The 26041-nt window shown below is 59.2% G+C and carries 20 protein-coding genes and 2 tRNA genes; 13 read left to right on the top strand and 9 right to left on the bottom strand.

The genetic code is table 11. The annotated features are described in order from the left end of the window. The first annotated feature begins 59 nt into the window (after nucleotides 1-59). The 7 genes from DX908_RS15620 (at nucleotide 60) to DX908_RS15590 (ending at nucleotide 6621) form a co-directional block, all read left to right on the top strand. Complete coding sequence (locus DX908_RS15620; RefSeq protein WP_116393411.1) at nucleotides 60-1073, top strand: calcium/sodium antiporter; 1014 nt, start codon at nucleotides 60-62, stop codon at nucleotides 1071-1073. Continuing rightward, nucleotides 1070-1819: an SDR family oxidoreductase gene (locus DX908_RS15615; RefSeq protein ID WP_116393410.1), complete on the top strand. Its 750-nt coding sequence runs from the start codon at nucleotides 1070-1072 to the stop codon at nucleotides 1817-1819. Before DX908_RS15620 ends, DX908_RS15615 begins: the two co-directional genes overlap by 4 nt. Then, nucleotides 1816-2202, top strand: coding sequence for a dihydroneopterin aldolase (locus tag DX908_RS15610; protein ID WP_116393409.1), 387 nt, complete (start codon nucleotides 1816-1818; stop codon nucleotides 2200-2202). Before DX908_RS15615 ends, DX908_RS15610 begins: the two co-directional genes overlap by 4 nt. An 85-nt stretch (nucleotides 2203-2287) precedes the next feature. Beyond that, nucleotides 2288-2668 (top strand): 6-pyruvoyl trahydropterin synthase family protein, encoded by a 381-nt coding sequence (locus DX908_RS15605; protein ID WP_116393408.1) that lies wholly within the window; start codon nucleotides 2288-2290, stop codon nucleotides 2666-2668. A gap of 63 nt (nucleotides 2669-2731) precedes the next feature. Beyond that, entirely contained in the window at nucleotides 2732-4498 is a 1767-nt protein-coding gene (locus tag DX908_RS15600) for a M28 family metallopeptidase (RefSeq protein WP_116393407.1), read from the top strand. 107 nt (nucleotides 4499-4605) lie between these two features. Beyond that, entirely contained in the window at nucleotides 4606-5595 is a 990-nt protein-coding gene (cobS, locus tag DX908_RS15595) for a cobaltochelatase subunit CobS (protein WP_116393406.1), read from the top strand. A gap of 6 nt (nucleotides 5596-5601) precedes the next feature. Next, nucleotides 5602-6621, top strand: coding sequence for a hypothetical protein (locus DX908_RS15590; RefSeq protein ID WP_116393405.1), 1020 nt, complete (start codon nucleotides 5602-5604; stop codon nucleotides 6619-6621). An 18-nt stretch (nucleotides 6622-6639) separates the two neighbouring features. On the opposite strand, the gene DX908_RS15585 is transcribed toward DX908_RS15590, so the two are convergent. From DX908_RS15585 to DX908_RS15575, 3 genes are all read right to left on the bottom strand, one after another. Continuing rightward, nucleotides 6640-7971 carry a malic enzyme-like NAD(P)-binding protein gene (locus tag DX908_RS15585; RefSeq protein ID WP_199564779.1) on the bottom strand — a complete coding sequence of 444 codons (1332 nt, stop codon included), beginning with the start codon at nucleotides 7969-7971 and terminating at the stop codon, nucleotides 6640-6642. Nucleotides 7972-8043: 72 nt separating this feature from the next. Continuing rightward, on the bottom strand, nucleotides 8044-9492 hold the full coding sequence (locus DX908_RS15580; RefSeq protein ID WP_158548873.1) for an ArnT family glycosyltransferase: 1449 nt from the start codon (nucleotides 9490-9492) through the stop codon (nucleotides 8044-8046). A gap of 80 nt (nucleotides 9493-9572) precedes the next feature. After that, complete coding sequence (locus tag DX908_RS15575; RefSeq protein ID WP_116393403.1) at nucleotides 9573-11369, bottom strand: M2 family metallopeptidase; 1797 nt, start codon at nucleotides 11367-11369, stop codon at nucleotides 9573-9575. A gap of 176 nt (nucleotides 11370-11545) precedes the next feature. Here DX908_RS15575 and DX908_RS15570 point away from each other — a divergent pair, with 176 nt between their 5' ends. After that, on the top strand, nucleotides 11546-12526 hold the full coding sequence (locus tag DX908_RS15570) for an NAD-dependent epimerase/dehydratase family protein (protein ID WP_116393402.1): 981 nt from the start codon (nucleotides 11546-11548) through the stop codon (nucleotides 12524-12526). Between the two features lie 6 nt (nucleotides 12527-12532). On the opposite strand, the gene DX908_RS15565 is transcribed toward DX908_RS15570, so the two are convergent. Then, the gene (locus DX908_RS15565) at nucleotides 12533-13717 is read right to left on the bottom strand and encodes a glycosyltransferase family 4 protein (protein ID WP_233508734.1); all 1185 of its coding nucleotides are present in this window, start codon (nucleotides 13715-13717) and stop codon (nucleotides 12533-12535) included. A gap of 304 nt (nucleotides 13718-14021) precedes the next feature. Between DX908_RS15565 and DX908_RS15560 the strand changes: the two genes are divergently transcribed. Continuing rightward, the gene (locus tag DX908_RS15560; RefSeq protein WP_116393400.1) at nucleotides 14022-18950 is read left to right on the top strand and encodes a calcium-binding protein; all 4929 of its coding nucleotides are present in this window, start codon (nucleotides 14022-14024) and stop codon (nucleotides 18948-18950) included. Nucleotides 18951-18965: 15 nt separating this feature from the next. On the opposite strand, the gene DX908_RS15555 is transcribed toward DX908_RS15560, so the two are convergent. Together DX908_RS15555 and DX908_RS15550 are read right to left on the bottom strand one after the other, a co-directional pair. Then, nucleotides 18966-20114, bottom strand: coding sequence for a fumarylacetoacetate hydrolase family protein (locus DX908_RS15555; protein WP_116393399.1), 1149 nt, complete (start codon nucleotides 20112-20114; stop codon nucleotides 18966-18968). Nucleotides 20115-20181: 67 nt separating this feature from the next. Next, a tRNA-Gly gene (locus tag DX908_RS15550) sits at nucleotides 20182-20255 on the bottom strand. 275 nt (nucleotides 20256-20530) lie between these two features. Between DX908_RS15550 and DX908_RS15545 the strand changes: the two genes are divergently transcribed. Beyond that, nucleotides 20531-21301: an amino acid kinase family protein gene (locus DX908_RS15545; RefSeq protein ID WP_116393398.1), complete on the top strand. Its 771-nt coding sequence runs from the start codon at nucleotides 20531-20533 to the stop codon at nucleotides 21299-21301. 55 nt (nucleotides 21302-21356) lie between these two features. Further along, entirely contained in the window at nucleotides 21357-22862 is a 1506-nt protein-coding gene (gene amaB / locus DX908_RS15540; protein WP_116393397.1) for an L-piperidine-6-carboxylate dehydrogenase, read from the top strand. Between the two features lie 195 nt (nucleotides 22863-23057). Here the strand turns inward: amaB and DX908_RS16840 are convergent, their stop codons facing one another. The 3 genes from DX908_RS16840 to DX908_RS15525 form a co-directional block, all read right to left on the bottom strand. After that, nucleotides 23058-23297 carry a GIY-YIG nuclease family protein gene (locus DX908_RS16840; protein WP_116393396.1) on the bottom strand — a complete coding sequence of 80 codons (240 nt, stop codon included), beginning with the start codon at nucleotides 23295-23297 and terminating at the stop codon, nucleotides 23058-23060. A gap of 152 nt (nucleotides 23298-23449) precedes the next feature. Then, nucleotides 23450-23535 (bottom strand) — tRNA-Tyr (locus tag DX908_RS15530). A gap of 82 nt (nucleotides 23536-23617) precedes the next feature. Further along, nucleotides 23618-23935, bottom strand: a complete 318-nt coding sequence (locus DX908_RS15525) for a TraR/DksA family transcriptional regulator (protein ID WP_116393395.1) — start codon at nucleotides 23933-23935, stop codon at nucleotides 23618-23620. Nucleotides 23936-24057: 122 nt separating this feature from the next. Here DX908_RS15525 and rlmB point away from each other — a divergent pair, with 122 nt between their 5' ends. Both rlmB and DX908_RS15515 read left to right on the top strand, forming a co-directional pair. Further along, nucleotides 24058-24807, top strand: a complete 750-nt coding sequence (gene rlmB / locus DX908_RS15520; protein WP_116393394.1) for a 23S rRNA (guanosine(2251)-2'-O)-methyltransferase RlmB — start codon at nucleotides 24058-24060, stop codon at nucleotides 24805-24807. Between the two features lie 78 nt (nucleotides 24808-24885). Then, nucleotides 24886-26013, top strand: a complete 1128-nt coding sequence (locus tag DX908_RS15515; RefSeq protein WP_116393393.1) for a hypothetical protein — start codon at nucleotides 24886-24888, stop codon at nucleotides 26011-26013. Nucleotides 26014-26041 lie beyond the last annotated feature (28 nt).

Below are 26041 nucleotides of genomic sequence, written 5' to 3'. Positions count from 1 at the left end.
CCAGAGGGAGAGTGATGGGCCGGGCTGGCCTGAATGTGCGTAATTAAGGGGCCGAATTGATGCTTGCTGATGTTGGACTGGATATTGGGCTGGTTATCGTTGGCATCGTTCTGCTGCTTGTCGGCGGTGACTGGCTGGTGCGCGGCGCCGTCAGCCTCGCGGCTCATCTCGGTATCCCCAGCCTCCTGATCGGCCTGACGATCGTTGCCTTCGGCACCTCGGCGCCAGAGCTCGTCGTCTCGATCCAGGCTGTCCTTGCTGGCAATAACGGCATCGCTGTTGGCAATATTGTCGGCTCCAACATCGCCAATATCCTGCTCGTCCTCGGCCTGCCGGCGATGATCGCGCCGATTGCGTTCCATTTCCCGGGGCTCAAGCGTCACACCGCCGTGATGCTCGTGGCAACCGCGCTCTTTGCGTATATCGTCTATGTCCATGAAAGCCTCGACACGCAGATGGGTCTCGTCCTGCTCGGCGGCATTCTCATTTATGTCGGATATGTCGCCTATGCCGCGATGCGGCCCGGCAGCCCCGAAAAAGAGCTGATCGAATCAGAAGTCATGGGCGACCTTGGCGCCGAGGATGATGCCTCGGGCATGCCGATCCCCAAGACTTTGTTCTTCCTGATTACGGGCCTCGTCCTGCTGCCGGTCGGCGCCACGCTGCTCGTCAATTCAGGGGCGGACCTTGCCTCAGCACTTGGTGTCCGGGACGAGCTGATCGGCCTCACCATCGTGGCCTTCGGCACCTCCCTGCCCGAGCTTGCGACTGTCTGGGCCGCTGCCCGCAAGAATGAGGCGGATGTCGCCTGCGGCAATATTGTCGGCTCGAACATCTTCAACATCCTGTTTGTCGGCGGCGCCATGGGCGTGACCGGCACGACAGGCTTTGCCCAGTCAGAAGCCCTCAAGCTCTATGATTTGCCAATGATGATCGCCGCGGCGATCATCGTCTCGGCCCTGATCTTCAGCAAGGGCCGGATCAGCCGGCCGGTCGGCGCGATCTTCGTCATCGCTTATCTTGCCTATATCGTCCTGATCGGGGCGAAGGCCGAACCCGTGCTGCCCGCTTGAAGCGCGTCCTTGTCACCGGCAGCGCGAAGCGCCTCGGCGCGGTGATCGCACGCCATCTGAAGGCGCAAGGCTGGCAGCCGGTCATCCATTATAACCATTCAGGCGATGAAGCCCGCGCGCTGGCTGATGAGCTGGGCACAGTCGCTGTCGGCGCCGACCTTGCCGATGCGGAGGCGGTCAGTGGGCTGATCGGCAAGGCCGTAAAAGCTGCCGGTGGCCCCCTCTCGGCGCTCATCAATAATGCCTCGATCTTCGAGCATGACCGCGCAGGCGATGTCAGCGAAGCCTCGCTGATGGCGCATTTGCGGACCAATACGCTTGCGCCGGTGCTCCTTGCCCGCGCTTTTGCCGAACAGGTGGACAGAGCGGGCGATCCGGTCATCGTCAATATCCTCGACCAGAAGCTCTCCAATCTTTACCCGGACCATTACAGCTACACGCTGTCGAAATCTGCGCTCCAGACCGCCACCCATCTGATGGCGCAGGATTTTGCGCCCCATATCCGCGTCTGCGGTGTTGCCCCCGGCTATACCCTGCCCTCACCCGGAGAGAGCGAGGCCGCATTCGAGAAGAAGGCCGCCAGCGCCAATCCGCTGGGCCGCCGTCTCGACCCGGAAGATATCGCCCGCACAGTCGCCTTCTGTCTTTCCTGCCGGGCGATCACCGGCCAGACGATCCTGGCCGATAATGGCGAGCATCTGATCCCGACGCACCGGGACATTTCATTCAAGGGAGAAGGCAAATGAGAGTGCCGCTTCTCGCAAAAGGCTATTACGCGATCTTCGCGGACAATCTGCGCATCGACATGCGCCTCGGGGTCAATCCCGATGAAGTCAGCCCGCAACCCGTCCGTATCGATATCATCGCCATCGTCAGTCGCCTTGGCGAGGGCGACGGCATCGAGGATGTGGTCGACTATAACCACCTTCGCGATGACGCGCTGGAGCTGTGCGAGGAACGCCATTTCGGCCTGCAGGAATCCTATTGCGAGGCGCTGATCGAGCGGCTGCGCGCGCGGGACACCATTGCCGGGGTCATCGTTGAGACCCGCAAGCTAAGCGCCTTTGCCGATTGCGCCGGGATCGGCTGTCACATGACAGATATCGAGCCTGAAGCCCTGAAAGGGTAAGCATCAGAGCCGCAAAATGCGCATTCACCCTGTTTGGGCCGCGAAACCGCCTACACATTTACAAAAAACGCGCTAGAGCGCCGCGATGTTCGAACAATCCTACACTTTTCACTTTGAGGCTGCCCATGAGCTGGGCGCCAATGTCGAAGACAAGCCTGACCACCCTTACGGCCATATCCATGGCCACAGCTTTGAGGTGACCGTCACCTTGGCCGCCGAAGATGTCGGTGAGACGGGCTGGGTCATGGACTTTGCGGCGCTAAAAGAAGAATGCGCGCGGGTCCACGCCAGGCTCGATCACCGTTTTCTCAATACAATTGAAGGGCTTGAGCGCCCGACGCTCGAGAATATCGCGCGCTATATCCACGCCGTGCTGTCCCAGAGCATCACCGACCTCTACGCTGTCGAGGTCGCGCGCCCGTCCCTTAAGGAACGTGTGAAATTTTGCCCCGTCCCGGGGCGTTGAGCCCCTACCCGGCTTCGGATAGACCGGGCCGCGAAGAATTAAGACTTTCCAAGGAGAGACGAGATGAAACAGATGCTGATGATGGGCATTGGCGCCCTCGCTCTTGCTGCCTGTGGCGGCAATGACAAGGCCGAAGACACCGCCGCCGTCGAGACAGAGACGCCTGCCGCTGAAGAAACGGTGTTGGTGGATATCCCAGCAAAAACGCCCGATTACGAGCTGACTGGCACGCCGCTGCCTGAATTCCCGCCGATCTCCGAGGACAGCCTGCGCGGCTGGATCTCGACCCTCGCCTCTGACGAGTTCGAGGGCCGTGCGCCGGCCTCCAAAGGCGGCCGCATGACGCGCGAATATCTCATCGACCAGATGCAGGGCCTCGGGCTCGAGCCGGGCAACAAGGGCTCTTACGAACAGGCCGTCGGCCTTGTTGAGATGACGGCGATCCCGGACCAATCATCCTTCTCTTTCGCGCTGGGTGGTGAAACCGAGACGCTCGATTTTGGTGACGAAGTCGTTTTCTGGTCCAAGCAGGTCCAGGAAGACATCTCCTTTGAAGGCTCGGATGTCGTCTTTGTCGGCTTCGGCGTGAACGCGCCCGAATATGGCTGGAACGATTACGAAGGCCTCGATGTGACCGGCAAGACGGTGATCATCCTCGTCAATGACCCCGGCTTCTATCTTGAAGGCGAAGAGTTCAACGGCAAGGCGATGACCTATTACGGCCGCTGGACCTACAAATACGAAGAAGCCGCCCGTCAGGGCGCCGCTGCCGCGATCGTTGTGCATGAAACCGCGCCTGCCGCTTATGGCTGGGGCGTGGTCGAAGGCTCCTGGTCCGGCCCGCAGCTCGACATCGAGCGCTCGGACAATGGCGCGAGCCGCGTGAAGCTCGAAGGCTGGATCACGCATGAAGTGGCCGAGGAACTCTTCGAAGCCGCTGGTACGACCTATGCCGATGCCAAGCAGTCTGCCCTGTCGGGGAACTTTACGCCGACCGCGCTTGAAGGCATCACCGCCTCAGGCAAGATCAAGAACGTCATTAACCGGAACGAATCGGCAAATATCGCCGGTGTCCTGCCGGGTACGGAAAATCCTGACGAATATATCATCTACACCGCTCACTGGGATCACCTGGGCAAGACCTTTGCCGCGATCGGTGGCGGCGGTGGTGCAGACACCATCAACAATGGCGCCGTTGACAATGCAACGGGTACGGCAGGCCTCCTCGCTATCGCCGAGAGCTTTGTGAATGCCGAAGTCCAGCCCGAGCGTTCGATCCTGTTCCTTGCCGTCACGGCAGAGGAATCAGGGCTCCTCGGCTCCGCCTATTTCGGCGAGAACCCGTTTGTGCCGCTCAACAAGATTGTCGGCGGCATCAACATGGATGCTGTCATGCCGACCGGTCCCGCCAATGACCTGATTGTGGTGGGCCTCGGCAAATCCGAACTCGAAGATGTGCTTTCATCGGTTGCCGAAGGCTATGGCAAGGTGCTGGTCCCTGACCAAAACCCGTCGGCTGGCTATTTCTACCGCTCCGACCATTTCAGCCTGTCCAAAAAAGGCGTACCGATGCTGTATGCTGACAAAGGTCAGGACCTTGTCGATGGCGGTGTCGAAGCCGGTAAGGCTTTCGATGAGGAATATACCGAAGTCCGGTATCATAAGCCTGCGGACGAATATGACGAAAGCTGGCGGATGGACGGCCTTGCCGAGACCTTCTCCATCATGCGCGATGTCGGGGCGGAGCTGGCCTATGGCGAGGCCTGGCCGAACTGGTATGAGGGCGATGAATTCAAAGCCCTGCGCGACGAAATGATGGCCGGGGAGTAATCCCTGCCGGGCGCGCCTGATCGCTCGCCCCATCTTATAACCACCGGGCTGGTGGCCGTTTACAGGCCCCGGCCCGTTCTGTCTGGACTATCTAAGGACCTGGGGTCATGACCGAACTGCCCGACACGCAAATGCCTGCCGCACCCGACACGACGGTTGACGCAAAAAAAGTGTTCGGCGTGCCCGTCGACATGAAGGTGCCTGCCTTCTCCAAGCCCAATCCGTACGTCCCGCCGGTCGATGAAACTTACCGGTTTGATCCGCAGACGACGCTTTCGATCCTCGCGGGCTTCATGCATAATCGCCGCGTCATGATTCAGGGCTATCACGGCACCGGCAAGTCGACCCATATCGAACAGGTCGCGGCCCGCCTGAACTGGCCTTGTGTACGGATCAATCTCGACAGCCATGTCAGCCGGATTGACCTGATCGGCAAGGACGCCATCGTCCTCAAAGACGGGATGCAGGTGACCGAATTCAAGGAAGGCATCCTGCCATGGGCGTTCCAGAACCCGGTCGCGCTGGTCTTTGATGAGTATGATGCGGGTCGTCCGGATGTGATGTTCGTGATCCAGCGGATTCTGGAGGCCGAGGGGCGCCTGACCCTGCTCGACCAGAACCGTGTGCTGACACCGAACCCATGGTTCCGCCTGTTTGCGACGACCAACACGATTGGCCTTGGGGATACGACCGGGCTCTATCACGGCACCCAGCAGATCAACCAGGGCCAGATGGACCGCTGGTCCATCGTCACGACCCTGAACTATCTCGAACACGATGAGGAAACCGAGATCGTGCTCGGCAAGCTGCCCTCTTATCAGAACGATGAAGGCAAGAAGACTGTCGATGCCATGGTGCGAGTCGCCGACATGACGCGCAACGCGCTGATGAATGGCGATATCTCGACCGTTATGTCTCCGCGGACGGTGATCAACTGGGGACAGAATGCCGAGATCTTCCAGGATGTCGGCTACGCCTTCCGCGTGACCTTCCTCAATAAGTGCGATGAGCTCGAACGGCCACTGGTCGCCGAGTTCTACCAGCGCGCCTTCGGCGAGGACCTGCCCGAAGCCGCCTCCCTGATCGAGGTGGCTTGATCGGTTATGACCAGCCCACGCACCCTCTATGTCGTGGGCGGAGAAAGACGCCCTTCCATCGGCGTTCCCGAATGGGAAACCGGCGTGGCGGGCCTGATCTATGAAGTGACTGTCAGCCCGGAGGGGGAAACAACCTCTCGCGAATTCTGGCGATACGAGATTGAAGATGCCGCGCCCTATACCGGCACAACAACACCGGTCGTCTTTAAATCGAGCAGCCGGATCGGCGATCGCTTCCTCCTCTGTACAGTGACGGAAATCCTCGATTTCGATCCGCAGACGAAAGAGGTCCTGCGGCGGGTCACCCATCCATGGTTTAATGACGTCCACCATGTCAGCGCATCGGCTGATGATACACTGCTGGTCGTGATTACCGGTCTCGACATGGCCGTCCGGATGAACTGGGACGGTGAGATCCTGGAGGAATGGTCTGCCCTGCCCGAAAGCTCGCCCTGGGAGTATTTCGAGAAAGGCACGGATTACCGGCAGGTGCCGACGACCAAGCCGCATAAATCGCACCCGAACTATATCTGCGAGGTCGAGGGAGAGCTTTGGCTCACCCGCTTTCACCAGCGCGACGCCATCAATCTGGGTGATCCGTCGCGGCGCATGACCATTCCGGTCGGCAATCCTCATGACGGGGAGATCGGCCCGCTTGGCCGTCACTGGTTCACGACAACGAATGGCCAACTCGCCATCATTAAACGGTCACTTCCGGAAGCGCCCGAGGTTTACGATCTGAATGCCATTATCGGCGCAGGCCGCCCGCTCGGCTGGTGCCGGGGGCTCTATTTTATCTCTGCCACCGAAATCGTCGTCGGCTTCTCCCGCCTACGACGCACACGGATTGAAGAGAATGTCCGCTGGGTGAAAGATCAGGTCAAACAGGGTCTCGGGCTTGCCGGCCCCGCAGACCTCACGCCGCTACCGACCCGGATCGCCTGTATTGATCTGACGAAAGGCGAACAGCGCTGGACGGTCGATTTCTCCGGCACGCCGCTGTCCGAGATTTTCTCGATCCTCTGAGCCGCGTCAGGGTTTTCCCTACCCCGCAACACCGTCCTCTTTTGCGCCCTGCGCCACGGCAGCAGGCACGACCTCGCCCAGACGGGCATCGAAGGGCTTGGGCAGGATATAATTCTGTCCAAAGACGAAATCGTCATTCGGATAGGCATCGGTCGTTTCCTTGCCCGGCTTTGAGCGCGCAAGCTCGGCAATGGCGAGCGCGGCCGCCCGCTGCATCGCTGGGGTGATCGAATGCGCCCGCGCATCAAGCGCCCCGCGGAAGAGGAATGGGAAACAAAGGACGTTGTTCACCTGATTGGCAAAATCTGAGCGCCCCGTTGCAACGATGGCATCGGAGGCCACTTCCAGCGCATGGGCGGGCCAGACTTCGGGCTCAGGATTGGCCAGCGCAAAGATGATCGGCGCCTTGTTCATATGCGCAATCCAAAGCGGATTGAGCGCGGCAGCTTTCGAGACGCCGAGGAACATGTCCGCGCCTTCAAGCGCTTTGGCGAGAGATTTTGGCCCCTTGCCTTCCTTTGCATAGACAGCGCGCCGTGCCTCCAGCCCCTTGCGGGAAGTGGTCACACATCCCTGACTGTCAAACAGGGTGATATTGTCCTTGGGCAGACCTTGTGAGGTCAGAAGATCGAGCGTCGCAATCGCCGCTGCGCCTGCGCCATTGACGACGAGCTTGAGGCTTTCAAGCGTCCGTCCGGTCAACTCCAGCGCATTGATCAGCCCTGCATAGATCACGGTTGCTGTACCGTGCTGGTCATCATGGAAGACAGGAATATCCATCCGCTCACGGCAGATTTCTTCAACGATGAAACAGTCCGGTGCCTTGATATCTTCGAGATTGATGCCGCCAAAGCTCGGCCCCAGCGTCGAGATAATGTCGGCGAGCTTTTTGGGGTCTTTCTCATCAATGCAGATGTCGACGGCATCGACGCCTGCGAAGGCCTTGAAGAGCGCGGCCTTGCCTTCCATCACCGGCTTTGACGCCATGGCGCCGATATTGCCCAAGCCCAGAACCGCCGTACCGTTGGAGATGACCGCGACCGTGTTCGACTTGTTGGTCATCTCATAGGCCGCAGCCGGATTTTTCTGGATGTCGAGGCAGGGACCCGCCACGCCGGGGCTGTAGGCAAGCGAAAGGTCATGCTGGGTTGCGAGCGGCTTGGTCGTGACGGCGGCCATCTTCCCGGCCGGTTCGGCCCGGTGATAGATCCGCGACTGCTCGTAAATGTCAGGGCCGCTTGTCTTGGGTACATCCGGCCCACGCTTGGCGAGTTCCGCCGTGAACCGCGCGAAATAGTCTTCTTCTTCGCGCCTTTGCCGGCCCTTGCCGCCAAACCATTTCGAAAACATGCCCATACCCCTCAAGCACCAATCCCCAGACGCTCAGCCTAGAACGGGACGAGGAATTTGGAAACGGGCGAATTATCCCTTTCGGCAATGAGAGAGCTCGAACCGGAACGTCCCCTCGGTCACCAGATGATATGGCAAATAGAATTCATGCGGCGTCTCACATGACCAGCTTTCATCAGGGAAATTCAACGGCTTGATCGAGGGTTTCTGTGTCGTCACCAGAAGGATGTCATCGGCGTCTTCGGCAAGGTTCTCGATGGTCCAGGGCGAATAGACGATGAGGTCGGGACGCATCATCTTGATCGTGCCGGCGACCGACTGGTTAGCCGCAACGACGATCTCGCCCGGGTCCCGCACCTCTCCGACCGCGCGTGCAATCGCCCGGAGGGGCAGATTCTCTGTATCAATCTTACCCGACCCCCGATTGAGCAGGGGTTCGGCTGCCCGCTCGAACCCGATGATGAGGAGGACGACAGACAGAGAAACCGCGAGGATCCGCGCGGTGCGGGCCTTCAACCCGAAAATGAACCAGCGGGCAGCAACCGGCGCAAAGAGGATCAGCGCCGGAGACAACCAGCGGTCACGGAACACCGACGCGTTGGAGATGACGACTCCGAGCACGAAGAGCAGAACCGTCGCGACATTCATCCAAAAAATCAGCCGCGTATTCTGATCGACCGTGGTTCCCGCTTTACCCCGTGCGAAAAGATAGCCGATGCCGCAGGCGAGGAAGAGAAGCGCGCCTTCGGCTGGCAAGGATCCGGCAAAATCGGTGAGCCCGCGGAACCGGGCCATGGGAGACCCCTCCCCCATAAACTCCTCAACCCCTTCGGCCACGACCGTCTGGTGAAAGGCGATGATGAGATAGATTGGCAATGCCGCAAGTAGGGCCGCGCCCGCCGTGGTGATCAGTGAGCGGAGTTCTGGCCAGCGTGGCCGGAAGAGCCAGGCAAAGGCGGCAATCTCCGCTGCAATGAAGATCATCATCGAGTGCTTGGCGTAGATGCCGAGTGCCCAGATGAGCGCAAGGCCCGGCGCCCACGTCTCAAACCGGGGCCGCTCTCGCCCCTCTTTGACGAAATAGAGCATGCTCATGACGGTAAAGGCGATGAGGGCGGCGGAGTGCGAATACTCCCGCAGCAGATCTTCATTCACGGTCGGCAGGAGGAAGGCGAAAAGCACCGCCAGCGCCCCACCCGTCGCCGCGCCCGACATGCGCTGGCCGAGCCGGTAGAGGCAGACCGCCGTCAGGATCAGCCAGATATATTTGACGAGATCCTGTGTCAGCACCCAGTAATCTGTCAGCCGCAGGAGGATATTGGTCATCCACTGATAGACCGGCATCTGCTCATCATAAACGAGCCGCCAGTCCTGTGAGTAGACGACCTGCTCGGCCTGATCATTGACGATAACGCCCAGCCATTGCCGGGAGATCAAGTTGACCAGAATGACGATCCCGAGCGTCACACCGATCAGGATCGCAGCCCGTGAGGGGCGGGATTTCGGGGCAGCAGCGTTCATCATCGGCTCCGGCGGGATAGAAAAAGGCCCGGCATCCTGTCCGGATACCGGGCTCTCGTCATGTGTCAATCAGGCGTTGGTTACCAGCCGCACTGACGGCCTTCATTCTCCGCTTCCAGCCATTCCATCAGCGGACGGTAATACTCGACGAGCGCGGACGCATCCATTTCCCGCGTGCCGGTGAAGAGTTCCAGGCTGTCCTGCCATGGCTGCGAATTTCCTTTTTCGAGCATGGCGTTGAATTTCTCGCCAACCTCTTCAGCACCATAGAAGGAGCAGCGGTGAAGCGGCCCTTCCCAGCCGATCTGGTCACAAGCGGCCTTGTAGAACTGGTACTGCAGGACGCGGGCAAGGAAGTAGCGCATATAGGGCGTGTTGCCCGGGATATGGTATTTCGCACCCGGATCGAACGCGTCAGCCGGACGCTCATTAGGCGGACGGATGCCTTGGTACTGCTCGCGCAGGGCCCACCAGCCATCATTATAGGTCTCAGGCGTCAGCTCGCCGGAGAAGACCTGCCAGCGCCATTTATCAACGAGAAGACCAAAGGGCAGGAATGCCACCCCCTCGAGCGCTTCATTCATTAGGAGCGCAAGATCGCCATCCGCGGACGGAACCTCGTCGACGAGACCGATCTGCTGGAGATATTCCGGCGTAATCGACAGCGTGATCATGTCACCAATCGCTTCATGGAAACCATCATTGGGGTCTCCCCGGAACAGCATAGGCTGCTTGTTATAGGCACGCTGGTAGAAATTGTGCCCCAGCTCGTGGTGCATGGTGCGGAAGTCATCTGCATTGACCTCCGTACACATCTTGATCCGGATATCATCGACATTGTCGAGGTTCCAGGCCGAGGCGTGACAGACAACTTCCCGGCCTTCCGGCTTGGTGATCTGCGAACGCTCATAGAACGTATCCGGCAGCGGATCGAAACCAAGCGAAGTGAAGAAGGACTCGGCTGTCTGCGTGATTTTCAGCGGGGTGTAATCCGCGGCCACGAGGATCTCGTCGAGATTGATGCTCTCGCTGTCCCCCGTTGGCGGTGCGACGAGATCATAGATAGATCCCCAGCTCTGTGCCCACATATTGCCGAGAAGATCCGCGCGGATCGGCTGGTCGAGAGGAACGACCTCGTCGCCATATTCCTCGTTCAGCCTGTATTTCACATGACACTGAAGATTTGTGTAGAGCGGCTCAACCTGTCCCCACAGCCGGTCGGTTTCTTCGGCGAAGGCGTCGGGATCCATGTCGTAATTGGACCGCCACATCTGGCCCAGATCGTCATAGCCAAGCTCTTTCGCTCCGGCATTGGCGATTTCGACCATGTCGACATAGTCCTGTTTCATCTGAACCGAGTTGCCGCGCCATTTCGTCCAGACCTCTTCGAGCTTGGCTGGGTCACGAAGCTGGCGCATCAGGATTTCAGTCTGGTTCTGGGGAACGACTTCATCCTCAAAATCGATCTTGCCGGTTGAGTAGGCACTGTCGAGGCGCGAGGTGATAGCAGCGAGTTCAGAGGCCGCGCCATCACGTGTCGGTGCCGGCAGCGTAATGCTCTGCTTCAGGATATTCAGCTTACGCCGCACATCATCGGAAACTCGGGTATCATCGAAATCTTTCGCCCGGTTTGCATATTCGACCGCGATCTCGGTCAGCTCGGCATTGATTTTCGCTTCAAGCCAGTTGGAATCGAAATTGATATAGGTCGCCTTGAGCCAGGCGATGCGCGCCGCCTCTTCCCAGAGCTGCTCATAATTTTCTTCAACCTCGGCGATGAAGGCCTTTGCCTCCCGCGCGGAAGGCTTGGCGGCTGCCGCTGCTGGCAGGCAGAGCGCAGTCGAGAGAAGGAGTGTCGCCGCAAGGGTGCGTGTCATGGTGTTCCCTTTTTGTTGTTTCTCGGTAAAGCCTAGCGCGCCCGGCCCTCTCTGAGAAGGCCGCAGACGCACCCCCGAAATGAGAGCGCAAACTGTATGAAAGGGGTTTCCCGGAGGGCCCTAATTCCCTATCCGGGTCGGCTGGCGAGCCGCCGGCGCAAAGCGGGAGCGCCATCATGCGATATCTGGTCACGGGCAGTTCGGGACATCTGGGCGAGGCCCTGATGCGCAGTCTTCGCGGGAATGGGGCCGAGGCGGTCTCCATCGACATCAAGCCCGGTCCCTTCACCGACCATGTCGGCAGCATCACGGACCCCGGCCTAGTCCGCGAACTGATGCGGGGCATCAATGCCGTCCTTCACACCGCGACCCTGCACAAGCCGCATGTTGCGACCCACAGTCGTCAGGATTTCATCGACACGAATGTGACGGGCACGAATAATCTGCTTGAGGCGGCGATTAGCGAAGGAGTCGGCGCCTTTGTCTTCACCAGCACGACCAGCGCTTTCGGCGCGGCCCTCACACCGCCTCCCGGTGCGCCCGCCGCGTGGATTACCGAAGAGGTCCGCCCGGTGACAAAGAACATATATGGCGCAACCAAACTTGCTGCCGAAGATCTCTGCTGGCTTGCTCACAAGAAGGACGGGCTCGATTGCCTCATCCTGAGGACATCGAGGTTCTTCCCGGAAGAGCAGGATGACCCCGCCGCCCGCGCGCTGTTCAGCACACCGAATGCGCAGGCGAATGAGTTCCTCCATCGCCGTGTCGATATTGAGGATGTCGTCAGCGCGCATCTTTTGGCAGCGGAAAAAGCGCCGCAGATCGGATTCGGACGCTATATCATCAGTGCCCCGACGCCGTTCAGCCCGCAGGATACGAGCGAGCTGCGGGAGAATGCCCCGGCGGTGATCGGCAGATATGCGGATTACCGGCCCGTCTATGACGCCCTTGGCTGGACCGCGCCCGCCGGGATCGACCGGGTCTATGACAGCTCGCTTGCACAAAAAGAGCTGGGCTGGACGCCGAAACATGATTTTGCCGCCGTGCTCGCCCGCGTTGCGAAAGGCGGCTCTCCGCTAAGCCAACTGGCAGCAGAAGTCGGCGTGAAAGGTTATCACGAAGAAACCTTCGAGGATGGTCCCTACCCTGTCGAATAGGCAGGGTCAGCCAAGTTCCTTCAGCGCCGCGCGCCATTCGCCCAGCCCCGCATGACCCCAGGCAGGATCAATCAGCCCCCGGCGGTCTTTATGGCTGGCCAGCAGCTCTTCGACCGCCGGGCGCCAGCTTTCGGGCGCCTCATGATCGATCGCCACACCATGCCCATGTTCGCGTAAGTCCCGGGCAATTGCGCCATCCGGGCTGCCAAGGAACAGGACCGGCCGGTCCACGGCGAGGACGCCATAATATTTTGACGGCATGATCAGCCCCTCGCATTCAGGCGCAAGGCTGATCAGATGAATATCAGCAACAGACAGGCTTTCCGATAACCGCTCCAGCGGCTGATAGGGTTTGAAAAGGACCGTGCCGCCTTCTTCTGAGGCCGCCGCCCGTCGGACCTCATCGGCACCCTTGCCGCCACCGATGAACAGCCACGCCAATCCCTCAATATGCCGTGTGCGCTGTATCAACTCTGCGATCTGTGGCGGCAGATGTGCGCGGCCAAGATTGCCCGAATAAGCAATGACCGTCTTATCCTCGAGCCCCCATTCGCGGCGCAGCTCATTCTCCGTCTCGGGAACGGGACGGATTCGCGCATCGCACCAGTTGGATAGGACCGAGATATTCGTCTCTGGCATGCCTTCGGCGATCAGATGCTCTTTCATATTCTCATTGAGAACGACATTCAGCGCCGCACCCTTGAGTGACCGGTTGCGCAGCCAGACCATCGATTTTCCGAGCGGGCCATTGGCCCATGACATGCCGAGCGCGCCTGCGACTTCCGGAAAAAGGTCCTGACACCAATTGACGAGCCGCGCGCCTTTCATCTTCGAGACAAGGCCCGCCGCAACGGAAATCATCGGTGGGTCAGTCTTGGCGATCAGGACATCGCCTCGCCTCACGACATTGATCAGGGCAAGGAAGGCCGAGAGGTAATAGGTCAGGTAATCGAGCATCCGGCCAAAGACCCCTGCCCGGCCGAGCTTTGTACTCCAGACCCGGATCACCTCGACCCCGTCGAGCGTCTCGCGTTTGGGCAGATCAGCCGCGGCATCCTCATAGCCTAGCCGGCTGGTGATGACCGTGACCTCATGGCCGTCCCGGACCAGCGCCTCGGCCAGATCAGTCAGGATCTGGCTCGTTGCAGAATGGTCGGGCCGGTAGAAGCGATTCGCAGCGATGATGCGCATGGGTTGTGAGATCAGGCCTTTGAGGTCTTGAGCGCACATACAGCGCTTCTGTGGACCGTCAATGCAGGCAGCGCGCAGCTATTTTGACGCTCAATGGAAACAGAGTGCCTTATTCTTCTAATGAAGGTCGACGGTTATCCACACAGTATTCGATGAGATACAGCCAAATCCCTGCCAGTGGCAGCGATATGAAGGCGCTTTCGGCCCCGGAAATGGTAAACTCGGATGATATCCCCCCCATTCGTGGGGGTACGCTCAATGCCGCTCACCTTAACCTGCGTTAACCAAGGGAGAGGTACATATCATGGCGAATATTATTGGCGACGACACGTCCGAAACATTTCCGGGTCTTGGGGAAGACCTCAGCGGTGACGATAATGTGGACGGTCGCGGCGGGCACGATCTGATCTACCTTCTTGAAGGACAGGATTTCGGCCAAGGCGGCAAAGGCAAGGACACCATTTTCGGGGGCGGCGGCGCCGATACGATCAAGGGCCAGGGAGGCGATGATATTCTCTCCGGTGATGACGGCCCTCTCGATGAATCAAGCGTGGAAGGCGCCGACCTCATCTATGGCGGCGGCGGCAATGACATCATCCGTGGTCAGGGCAATGACGACACGATCGATGGTCAGGGCGGCAATGACACGATCTGCGGCGACAGCGGCGATGACGTCATCTTCGGCGGCGATCACCATGACCTGTTGCTGGGTGCGGGCGGTGACGACAATATCGACGGCGGCTTTAACCGCGACACGATCGATGGCGCGGATGGTGACGACACGCTGAAAGGCGGCGGCGGGATCGACCTGCTGTTTGGCGGGTCCGGCGCAGATATTCTTTCGGGCAACAATGCAGATGACACGCTCCTCGGTCAGGATGGCTCGGACACGATCTATGGCGGCAATGCCAATGACCTCGTCTTTGGCGGTGCAGGCGTTGATACGATTAAGGGACAAAAGGACGACGACACCCTCGTCGGCGGCGATGAGATCGGTCAGGGCGACGACATCACCGGGAATGAAGGCGATGACCTGATCTTCGGTCAGGCCGGTGAAGACAATCTTCAAGGTGGCGATGGTCAGGACACGATCCTTGGCGGTCTTGACGATGACGACATCGACGGCGGCAAGGACGAGGATGTCCTTTTCGGCAATGAAGGCGATGACGATGTCGATGGCAGCGCCGGTGACGACAAGATCTTCGGTGGCGCGGGCAATGACAGCCTGTCGGGTAATGATGATGATGATTTCATCGAGGGCGAAGGCGGCGATGACGACATTCGCGGCGGTCAGGGCAATGACACCATGCTCGGCGGCGCTGGCGATGACTCGATCTCCGGCTCGGATGCCTTTGATGTCGAAAGCGGCTTCTTCGGTGATGACGGCAATGACGTCATCTTCGGCGAAGGCGGCGCGGACGTTCTCGAAGGCGTCAATGGCGACGACTATATCGATGGCGGCGATGACAATGACGACATCACCGGCGGTGATGGCAATGACACGCTGTTCGGCGGAGAAGGCGCGGACACGGTCGCGGGCGGCCTCGGGGCCGACGCCATTGATGGGGGTAATGCAGTCGACCTCCTCGCTGGTAATGAAGGTGATGACACCATTCTTGGCGGCGCGGGCGATGACACGATCGATGGCGGCGCAGATGATGACTGCCTCGATGGTGAGGCCGGCGCGGACAATATTGCAGGTGGCCTCGGCCATGACACGATCGACGGCGACGCCGGGAACGACACGATCTCGGGCGGTGACGGTGATGATGTGATCCAGGCCGGCAATGGTGACGACGTCGTTGATGGCGGCGCGGGAGATGACATCATCGACGCTGGCAATGCGGGCACGGACTATGTCTATGACGTCGGCATGGATGGCGTGTTCGGGACGGAAGATGACATCGCCATCGGCGGCGACACCGTGCTTGGCGGTACAGGCAATGACACGCTGATTGGCTCTGGCACCGGGGATTACACCCTCGATGGCGAAGAGGATGACGACTTCATCCTTGGCGGGAATACCGTCACCACGGGCTTCGACCTGCTCTTCGGCGGTGAGCATGACGATACGCTCGCCGGACGTCAGGGGCAGAACTACCTCTATGGCGAAGAAGGGGCCGATGATTTCATCATCGACATCGTCGTGACCACGTCCACGGACGGCATGGGGAATGTCACAGTCGATTCCATCGACGCGAATGGTCTCTTCCAGACCTTCATCATGGATTTTGACGGCAACCAGTCCGACCAGATCTGCTTCAACGTCACGTACACGGATGGCAGTGATGCGCTGACCGGCAATATCACCAACAAGCTGTTTGCGGTGCTGGATGATTATATCAACTACTTCTCCGTTGATGTCCTGGATTACACACCAGTGGAGCTCTACGAAGAAGGCGGGTTGACCTTCACGGATAATGACCTAGCCATCCAGTTCGCCAATGGCAGTTTTGTCTGGATCCGCGATGTCAGTCAGAACACAGTCTTTGAGCTGGGTGAGGTACAGACCCTCAACCCGAATACCGGCTCGCCCTTCAGCTTCCAGGGCTTCTGGCAGACTGATGAGGAGCTCATCACCTTCGGCGTCGACAAATATGAAGACCTCACGGTTGATGATCTTGAGAAAGTCTTCCTCCAGTTTGTGCGGCCGACCATGGATCCGGGCAGCTTTGTGGCTCCCGAGCCGGACTTTGAGGTACCCAACAGCTTCAAGATCCGTCCTGAAGACGATGATGCGACCACTGACGAGAATATCATCGTCACTGGGGATCTCTTCGACAATGATATCTCCGTCTTTGGCGAGACCCTGACGGTCGAGAATCCGGGCGTCTATCTTTATGATGGCGCTTCGGTCCTTCCCAATGAAGACGCGATGCTGACCGTTAATCCGGACGGCACCTGGAGCTTCGATCAGAAGGATGCGTTCGACTTCCTCGCCGTCGGCGAGATGGACATGATCACCTTTGTCTATACGTCTACGGATGGTCTTGTCTCGAGCGTCGAGAAGACGCTCAAGATTGTCATCAATGGCGTCAATGATCTCGTGACCATTGAGAGCACGGATGATGGCTCTGTCATCGAAGAAGATGGCGGGGTCACACTCACAGATACCGGCAATATCGGTTTCGGTGATGTTGACCTTTCCGATACGCACACGACCTCGGCCGTCTTCAAATCGACGACCAATCCTGGCGGCCAACTAGGCGGGCTAGTCTCGTCGCTCGTCATGGATACGACGGGTCTGGGTGACGGCGGCTGGGTCCGTTGGGATTATGCCCTCGATGACGATCTGGTGCAGTTCCTCGCCGATGGTGAGACCATCACCGAGGTTTATACGGTCACCATTGATGATGGGAATGGCGGCGCCGCCACGACCGATGTCTCGATCACCATCTTCGGGACGAATGACGAACCGATCGCACAAGATGTCATGGTCTCCGTCAGCGAGGATGCGCTCAATGTCACCGGCATGTTCAATGCCAGCGACGTCGATGCCACCGATATCCTCAGCTATCAGATCCTCGGCCTGCCGATGGATGAGTTCGGGCATCAATATGGTGAGGTCGTCAATAATGGCGACGGCACATTCACCTTTAACCTGATCACCGATCCGTCCGGGAACAACCAGTTCCAGTTCCTCGAAGCCGGTGAGACCCGCGACATGACCTTCCAGTATGTCGCCATCGACGATAGCGGCACGCCGACTGATACCAGCGAAGCCAAGACCATTACGGTCACGGTGGTTGGTGCTGACGATGCCGATATAGACTTCACCGACGATCTCGTCTTCGTCACCGAAGGGCAGAGCCAGTTCGGCACAGGGGATGCGATCATCCTCGATCCCGACCTGCCCTTCCTCGGCATTGATGAGTACACCTCACTCAGCACGACCATTCTGGGCGGTCAGACATTTGCCGGCGGCGTCCTGCAATCGATCCTCGAAGGGATCGGCTCTGTTGTTGATGCGCTCGAAGATCTTGGCTGTGCCGTGGTCGATTTCTTCGGAGGGGATTGTGAGGACGACGATGTTCCGACATCGATCTCTGTACCGAGCGTCCGGACCGTTGGCGGGCTTGATGTGAAAGCGGGCCTTCAGCCTTATTTCTATCTCAACTCCGGCAGCGTCGATGCCAATCTGCCGGTCGAGGTGGTCTTCACCGTGCCGCGTCAGGTCGAAGCAGGTGACACTTTCACCATCGGATCGGCCTATACGCTTGATGGCGGCGCGACCTTCTCTACCATGAGCCCGCAGGTCAGCTTCGGCCTCGACTTCGTCTTCGATCTCGATACCTCGCTCGACCTCTATGTCGGCAGCACCAAGATCGATATCTTCGATTTCGATACAGGCGACATTGATGGCTTCAAGGGCAATCAAGGCGAGCCCGGCTTCAATATCTTCAACTTCCCCGACCCCAGCGAGAACGAACTCGAATTCGATCTCGCCGGTTTCGGAACGCTGTCCTTCAACGCGCCGGTCATCAACACGACTGGTGTCCCAGTTGATCCGGATACGCTGCGGAACCTCGATCCGGATCAGAAGACGGACGATATTGCCAGCCTGTCGATCGATATTGACGCCATCATCGCGGAAGGCATTTCCGCAGCACTGGGCGGTGCGCCAGTCACCTTCGGCGAGTCTGGCAGCTTCGGGCTGACCACGTCTGTGGCCGGTGTCAACCTCAACCTCATCTCGGTTGAATATGGCTTTGACCTGATTGCCATCGACCTGATCGCGACACTGGCCGCGATCCAGGACTTCGAGCTGACGATCGAAGATCTGCCGCTTCTCCTCACGCTTGAGGATGGCAGCACGATCACCGGCTATAATGTCGGTGATGACATCACCGTCACGGCCCCGACAGGCTTTGACGTTGACACAATGGGGGATGCGGACGGTCTCATCGACTTCACGATCGACGTTGATATGGACGCGGTGTTCTCGAACCTCACCCAGCTTGGGTTCAGCCTCGAATTGTTCATCGGGCTGTTGCGGTTCACTGCCGGGATCACCTCGGACTTCTTCAATGGACCGAGCTTCAGCCTGTTCCCGAACTCCACCTCGACCACGGATGATGATTTCGCCTTCGACGAAACCTTCACCTTCATCGACAATGAGCCCTTCGCAACGATCTTCCCGATCCCGAATGACTCGCCGCCCTTCGATCTTGAAGGTTTCGATGAAAATCCGGCGACGGAGAATACGACTTACATCGAAGTCGATATCGCCTGATCCTGATCCGGCGGCTCAGCGGGTCAGAAGCCCGCGGGCCGCCAGATTGGCCATCAGCTCCCTGATCCCGAAACGCCATGGGGCAGCCTCTTTCGAGGTCGTCACCTGATTGATCAGTCGGCCAAGCCGTGCAGATGAGATCGAGACTTTGTCACCCATTTTGTGGGTGAAGCCTTCGCCTGCGGCGCCCCGATCTTCGGTCGGTGCGAACATGGTCCCGAGGAACAGCACAAATCCATCCGGATACTGATGCTGGCTGAGGCATTGTTTGAGGAGGTCCGTCGGATCTCGACTGATCTGGCTCATCGAATTGACGCCTTCGAGAGTGAAGCCCTCCGGGCCCTCAATCCGCGAAGTGATATCCATCGCCCGCACATCATCAAGCGTGAAGCCCTCATCGAAGAGCCGAATGAACGGCCCCAGCGAACAGGATGCGTTATTGTCCTTGGCCTTGCTGAGGAGCAGCGCCGAGCGCCCTTCAAAATCCCGCAGATTGACATCATTGCCGAGCATCGCGCCCACCGGCGTGCCGTCTGCGCGCGCAGCCAACACGACTTCAGGCTCGGGATTGTTCCAATGGGAATCCGACCGCACACCGATCTGTTGCCCCCAGCCGACAGATGAGAGCACCGGTGCCTTGGTGAAAATCTCCGCATCAGGACCGATCGCGACTTCTAGATATTGTGACCAAAGCCCCGCCTCAATCAGGACGGATTTGAGGGCGGCGGCTTCTTCAGTCCCCGGTACGACGGTCTGAAGCCCAGACCCAACCTCCTTTTCAAGCTGCTGCCGGATCGCCAGCGCGCCGGACGCATCACCCCTCGCCCGCTCCTCGATCACCCGTTCAAGGGTTGAGACAGCAAAGGTCACCCCTGCTGCCTTCACGCATTGCAGATCGATGGGAGAGAGTAGCCGAACTGGCGCGCCTTCCTCTGCGGACAGGCTGAACCCCTCAAGCTCCCCTAGATCGATGCCCTCGATGGATGATACATCCATTTCCATCAGCTCAGAAACTGTCGGCGCGATGGCCGCCACATCGAATAGATGCCCGCCCCTGATGATAACCGGCGTCGGCCCTTCGCCCCGATCAATGCGCCCCGCAAACAGTCCTTGCCGCCAGTCGGCGGGCAGATCGACTGCCGGGCTGAACTGAAATCCGCTCATGACATCCCCTCACGCGAAAAACCCGTTCTGCTACGGCGGTGATGGGGAGACAAGAAATGCCGGCAGATGGAGCGGGTAGCCGGAATCGAACCGGCATATGCAGCTTGGAAGGCTGCCGTTCTACCGTTGAACTATACCCGCCCTTCTGGGCCAGAAGCGGGGCAATAGCACCGCTTTCATGCCGATGAAAACCCCTCTTCGTGATCCCGTCTGGACAATGCCCCATGATCATGCCATTGAGCCGCCTCAGCGCCGATTTGACGATCTCAGCTTGCGGGCGCTTTAAGAAATACAGCTAAAGCGGGGTCGGGCCAGATTGAGCGAGTCCCCTCGCGCCCGTTTCTCCCTTTGTGCTCCATATTTCTTCCGCAGGCAGGCCGTCTTCGGCATTTGTATGTCTACGGAAGGTGTATTCGATGGCCCGTATCCATGTCCTGAAATTCGGCAGTTCTGTCCTGCGTTCTGAAGCTGACCTCCCGGCGGTCGCAACGGAAATGCTGCGCTGGCGGATGACGGGCGCGCCGGTCATCGCGGTCGTCTCGGCCTTTGCCGGAGAAACCGACCGGCGGATCTTCGAGGCCAATGAGAAGGGTCTGGAAGCAGAATCCCCGGCTCGAGCGGGCCTGATTGCTGCCGGGGAATTTGCCAGCGCCGATGCCCTTGCTCGGGAGCTTGAAGGCCGGAGCGAGACCGCCCGTGCGCTCTCACCTGCTGAGATCCGCTTGCGGGCGGCGGGCAACCGGATGGATGCCGCACCGCTTTCGCTTGACCGGCGGTTCCTTGAGGCAACGCTCGAGGAATGCCCCCTGCTGATCATTCCGGGATATTCAGGCATCGACCAACTTGATGAGCCGGTCCTTCTGGGCCGGGGCGGGAGTGACCTCTCGGCGCTCTTTATCGCCTCGGAGCTTGGCGCGCCTGAATGCCATCTCATCAAGGACGTAGACGGTCTATATGACAAGGACCCAAATCATCACGCCGACGCCCAGCGATATGAGACAGTGTCGACCCTGACCGCCTATAAAGTCGGCGGCGTGCTGGTCCAACCCAAGGCGATCTCCTTTGCCGATACCCGCACGCTGACGATCCATGTGACCGCGATGGGTGCCCATGCCGGCACGCGGATTTATGCCAATGCGCCGGACCGGTTTCACCTCGGGAGGGAGCTGAACCGCGAAGCGGGCTAGGCGGCGCGGCGCACATCTGTAAAACCCGTGCACCGCCAGGAACGGAGAACAGATAATGCGCGATGTCAGGGACGAAACAACAGAACTGCTTGAGAAAATCGGCGTGCCCGCCGCGCAGTTCAACAGCGGCGATCTCTCCGTCACCTCTCCGATTACGGGCGAAGTGATTGCCGAAGTTCATACGCAAGGCGATGTGGATGCCGCCGTCGCCCGCGCCCGCGACGCGTTCCTGAAATGGCGCAGCGTGCCCGCCCCCCGGCGCGGCGAATTCGTCCGCCTGCTCGGTGAAGAGCTGCGCGCCAGCAAGGCAGAGCTTGGCCGCCTGGTGACCCTGGAAGCCGGTAAGGTGACCTCCGAGGGCCTCGGTGAAGTCCAGGAGATGATCGATATCTGCGACTTCGCGGTTGGCCTCTCGCGCCAGCTTTACGGTCTGACGATTGCGTCCGAACGCGCCGGGCACAGAATGATGGAAAGCTGGCACCCGGCCGGTGTCGTCGGCATCATCTCCGCTTTCAACTTTCCCGTTGCGGTGTGGAGCTGGAACGCGGCCCTCGCCCTTGTCTGCGGCAATGCGGTTGTCTGGAAGCCTTCCGAGAAAACGCCACTGACGGCACTTGCCTGCAATGCGATCTTCGAACGCGCGGCGAAGAAATTCGGTGACGTGCCGGACGGGCTTCATGCCGTTCTCATCGGGGCCCGTGAAATTGGCGAGAAGCTCGTCGACCACAAGGACGTACCCGTCCTTTCTGCGACCGGCTCGACCCGTATGGGCCGTGAAGTCGGCCCGCGCCTTGCCGCGCGTTTTGCCCGCCCGATTTTGGAGCTTGGAGGGAACAATGCGGCGATCGTCTGCCCGACAGCCGATCTCGACCTTACTTTGCGGGGGGTTCTTTTCTCCGCAACCGGCACGGCGGGCCAGCGTTGCACGACGATGCGGCGGCTCTTCCTGCATGACAGCCTCTATGATGATTTCATGCCGAAGCTGATTGCCGCTTACAGCAGCGTACCCATCGGAGATCCGCGTGAGGAGAAAACCCTGATCGGCCCGCTGATCGACGCAGGCTCATTCGAGAATATGCAATATGCGCTTGAACGCGCGCGCAGCCAGGGCGGCAAGGTCCATGGCGGGGAGCGGTTCGAGACGGGCGCATCCGGCGCCTATTATGCCCGGCCCGCCCTTGCCGAAATGCCCGCGCATGAGGGAATCGTCCGGGAGGAAACCTTCGCACCGATCCTTTATGTCATGCGCTATAGCGATCTTGATGAGGCGATCGCGCTGCAGAACGATGTCGGCGCCGGGCTCTCCTCTTCCATCTTTACCATGAATATGCGGGAGGCGGAGCAGTTCCTCTCCGCGGCAGGTTCAGATTGCGGAATCGCCAATGTGAACATCGGCACGTCCGGCGCGGAGATTGGCGGTGCCTTTGGTGGAGAGAAGGAAACCGGCGGTGGCCGCGAGTCAGGCTCGGATGCGTGGAAGGCCTATATGCGCCGCGCGACCAACACCATCAATTACTCGGCCGACCTGCCCCTCGCGCAGGGCGTGACGTTTGAGGTCTGAGACTTCGCGAAGGTACATCTCCGCAGGGCAGGCTGGAGTTGTGAGTCGGAAAGGTTCATCCAGCCCGTCTTCGTCGCTGGGGCGACTTCGACGTGGCAGCCTTCGCCCGCGCCAATGGCACATTCGTCTTAAAGCTTGAAAATCGGTTTTGGGCTGGTCTGCCAAGCCGAAGCCCGATGAGGGCGATTGAAAAATCTAAAGTCGTTTCTTCGCGAATGCTCGCCCGGAACCGCTCTTGAGATATTTCTCAAACTCGATAGCTCGCTGTGTATCCGAAAAAGCAAGATAAGTTTGTATACGCCAAGGCCTGTGCCGAGCGGTCGAAGACACAACGCCATTGTTATGCTTTTCAAGCCTGTCACGAAGGTCGTCGGTCAGACCGACATAATGGCGATCAGGGTCAGACAGGCTTTCCAAGATGTAGACATATTTCATGAGCAAGAAGCTAGCGCTTCTCATCCAGCCCGTCTTCGTCGCAGAGCGACTTCGACGTGGCAGCCTTCGCCCACACTAATGGATAATACGCTTCGAGCCGGAACTCATTTCCTGGCTGGCCTGCCAAGCCGTAGCCCGATGAGGGCGAAGGCTGGTGGAGGGGGCTGGATTCGAACCAGCGTACGCCGAAGCGGGCAGATTTACAGTCTGCTGGATTTAACCACTCTCCCACCCCTCCATCGGGCTCAGTGAGCGAACCGCGCGTATAATCAAAGGGCGGGAGAGCTGCAACCGCTTTTAAGAGAGAATTTGCCCAGCGTTCAGGCGGCGCATTTCCGGCAGAGCGCGGCATAGGGCACCGCCTCGAGCCGCTCAGGCGAAATTTCCTCGCCGCAATCAATGCATTCGCCGTAAGTGCCGTCCTCAATGCGTGTCAGCGCCGCCCGGATCGCGCGCACCTCTTTCAGCCCCTCATGGCCGATTTCCTCACGCACTTCGTCATTTTCCCGCTCGATCGCGGCCTCGTCCCAGTTCTTGCTGACCGGCGCGTCGAGATCGGAATCGATCTTGTGGAGCCGGCTCTCAAGCTCAGCGAGACGGGCTTCGAGTTGCGCTTTCCTGGCAGAGAGATCGGTCATGTGACGCTCCAGTTTCTGTGGCCTCTTCCAGATATAGGAACTCTTGCGAGCGATATGATTGCGCAAAATCAAATCGCGTTTCGAGGATGACAGGCGCCCCGCCTCTCGACTAAAGGCGCCCGATGCCGCGTCCCCCTGCCAAACGCCCCCCTTCAAAGCCCGACCGGGATGGTCCCGTCTGGATCTATGGCCGTCATGCCGTGGCGGCAGTCCTGACGAACCGGACTCGTCATCAGCACAAGCTGCTCGCAACAAAGAATGCGCTCGACTGGCTGAAGGATCACGGGCTTGAGATCGGGATCGAGCCTGTGACCCCGAAACTGCTCGATGATTCGCTGCCCGCAGGGGCCGTTCATCAGGGGCTCGCCGTCAAGGTTGCTCCCCTGCCCGATTACAAGCTCGATGACGTTTGCGATCCGGCCAAGCCCGGCCCCGTCGTCATTCTCGACCAGGTCACCGACCCCCAGAATATCGGCGCCATCTTCCGTGCCGCCGCCGCCTTTGGCGCACAAGCCATCATTGCGCAGGACCGGAGGACCCCGCCGCTCTCGGGCGCGCTGGCCAAGGCCGCGGTCGGCGCAGTCGAAACCGTTCCCTTCGTCAGTGTCGTGAACATTGCTCGCAGCCTGAGCCGTCTTCAGGAGCTCGGCTTTCACACCGCAGGGCTGGCAGGCGAAGGCGCGACTTCCCTGCCTGACTTTAAAAGCGACCATCCGGTCGCTCTTGTTCTGGGGGCGGAGGGTAAGGGCCTGCGCGAACTCGTCCGCGAGACGTGCGAGACACTGGTGTCGATCCCGATCGCGCCTGATGTCGAAAGCCTCAATGTCGCCAGCGCCGCCTCTATCAGTCTTTATGCCCTGACGCGGGGCTAATTTCCCGCTCAATTGAAAGTTGCCGGTCGCACTATTTGCGGCTATAAGTAATGTGGGCACTAAACTGGGGACTCTCCTATGACCAAATATCTTGCGCTTAGCGGCGCATTGCTCGTGGCTGCATGCTCGACGACACCGCTGCCGGCAAAACGGCCGCTGTCAGAAGACCATCTTCAACAGCTTGCAACGACGAATGTCGTCACCAGCGAGAACGTCCAGGGCGTGAAAGCCGGATGGTTCCAGCAGGACAGTTCCGCCACCAGCGCACAATACGGGCTCATCGGCGCGCTCGTCAGTGCGACCATGGACGGCATTGCCAATGCAGGTCCCGCCTCACGCGCAAGAGCGATCTCCGATGAAATCGCAACCGTCATCGAACCCGAAGTACTCGACCGTATGCTGACCGCCGCTATCGTCAAGGCGAAGGAAACTGATGAAATGACCACCACCGTCAATTACGGTGAGGTCAGCTCAATCCAGAAAGTGCTGCACAGCGACCCAATCGATGACAGCATCAGCGTCACGACGGATTATATCCTCTCCGAGGATGCAACGACGCTGAAAGTCATTGCCAATGTCTCCTATGAGAACAAGGAGATCCCATACGTCACGCCGTTCACATTCGAAGGCTCTGTGCCGAAAAGCGAAGAGGAAGGCCCTCTCTACAAGAACATCTTCGCCTACATCTCCGATCAGCAGGAAATTCCTCCTCTGACGGATGAAATGAAGGCGGAACTTGTCGAGATTGTGAAGGCTTCCTACCGCGATGAAGATGGCCAGCTCCCGACTGACGGCGTTGCCTTCAAGAAACTGACGCGGGATCTTGAGAACGCCAAGGACGACAAACTGTCGAACGGCGAAGCTTCGATCTTCACGGCCAAGAAATGGACCGAGAATGACGGCGAATTTCTGTACCGGGAGCTTGCCAAGGCACATGATTTCATCGCCCGCTATATCATCATCGACATGAACGACACATCGATCCCGAGCATCGAAGACGAAGACGTCATTGTCGAAGAGCTGGAAGATTTCCGCACCATCACGCGTGCAGGCGGCGTTGTTAATGCCGGTTCCTACGTCTCAACTCCCGGCAATTACGTCGGCACGGTGACATTCGGGAATGCACAGGCCGTCACGGAAGAAGCCGAGGATAGGCTCTACGAGCTTCATAAAGAGGCTCGCAAAGCCAAGAAGAAAAAGAACTAAGCGCCGCGCGCTGAAACGATAGGGGGCT

The sequence above is a fragment of the Parvularcula marina genome, assembly GCF_003399445.1.
Classification (GTDB): Bacteria; Pseudomonadota; Alphaproteobacteria; order Caulobacterales; family Parvularculaceae; genus Parvularcula; species Parvularcula marina.
The sequence above is the reverse complement of the archived record's forward strand: the minus strand, read 5'-3'. Positions and strand labels throughout refer to the sequence as shown.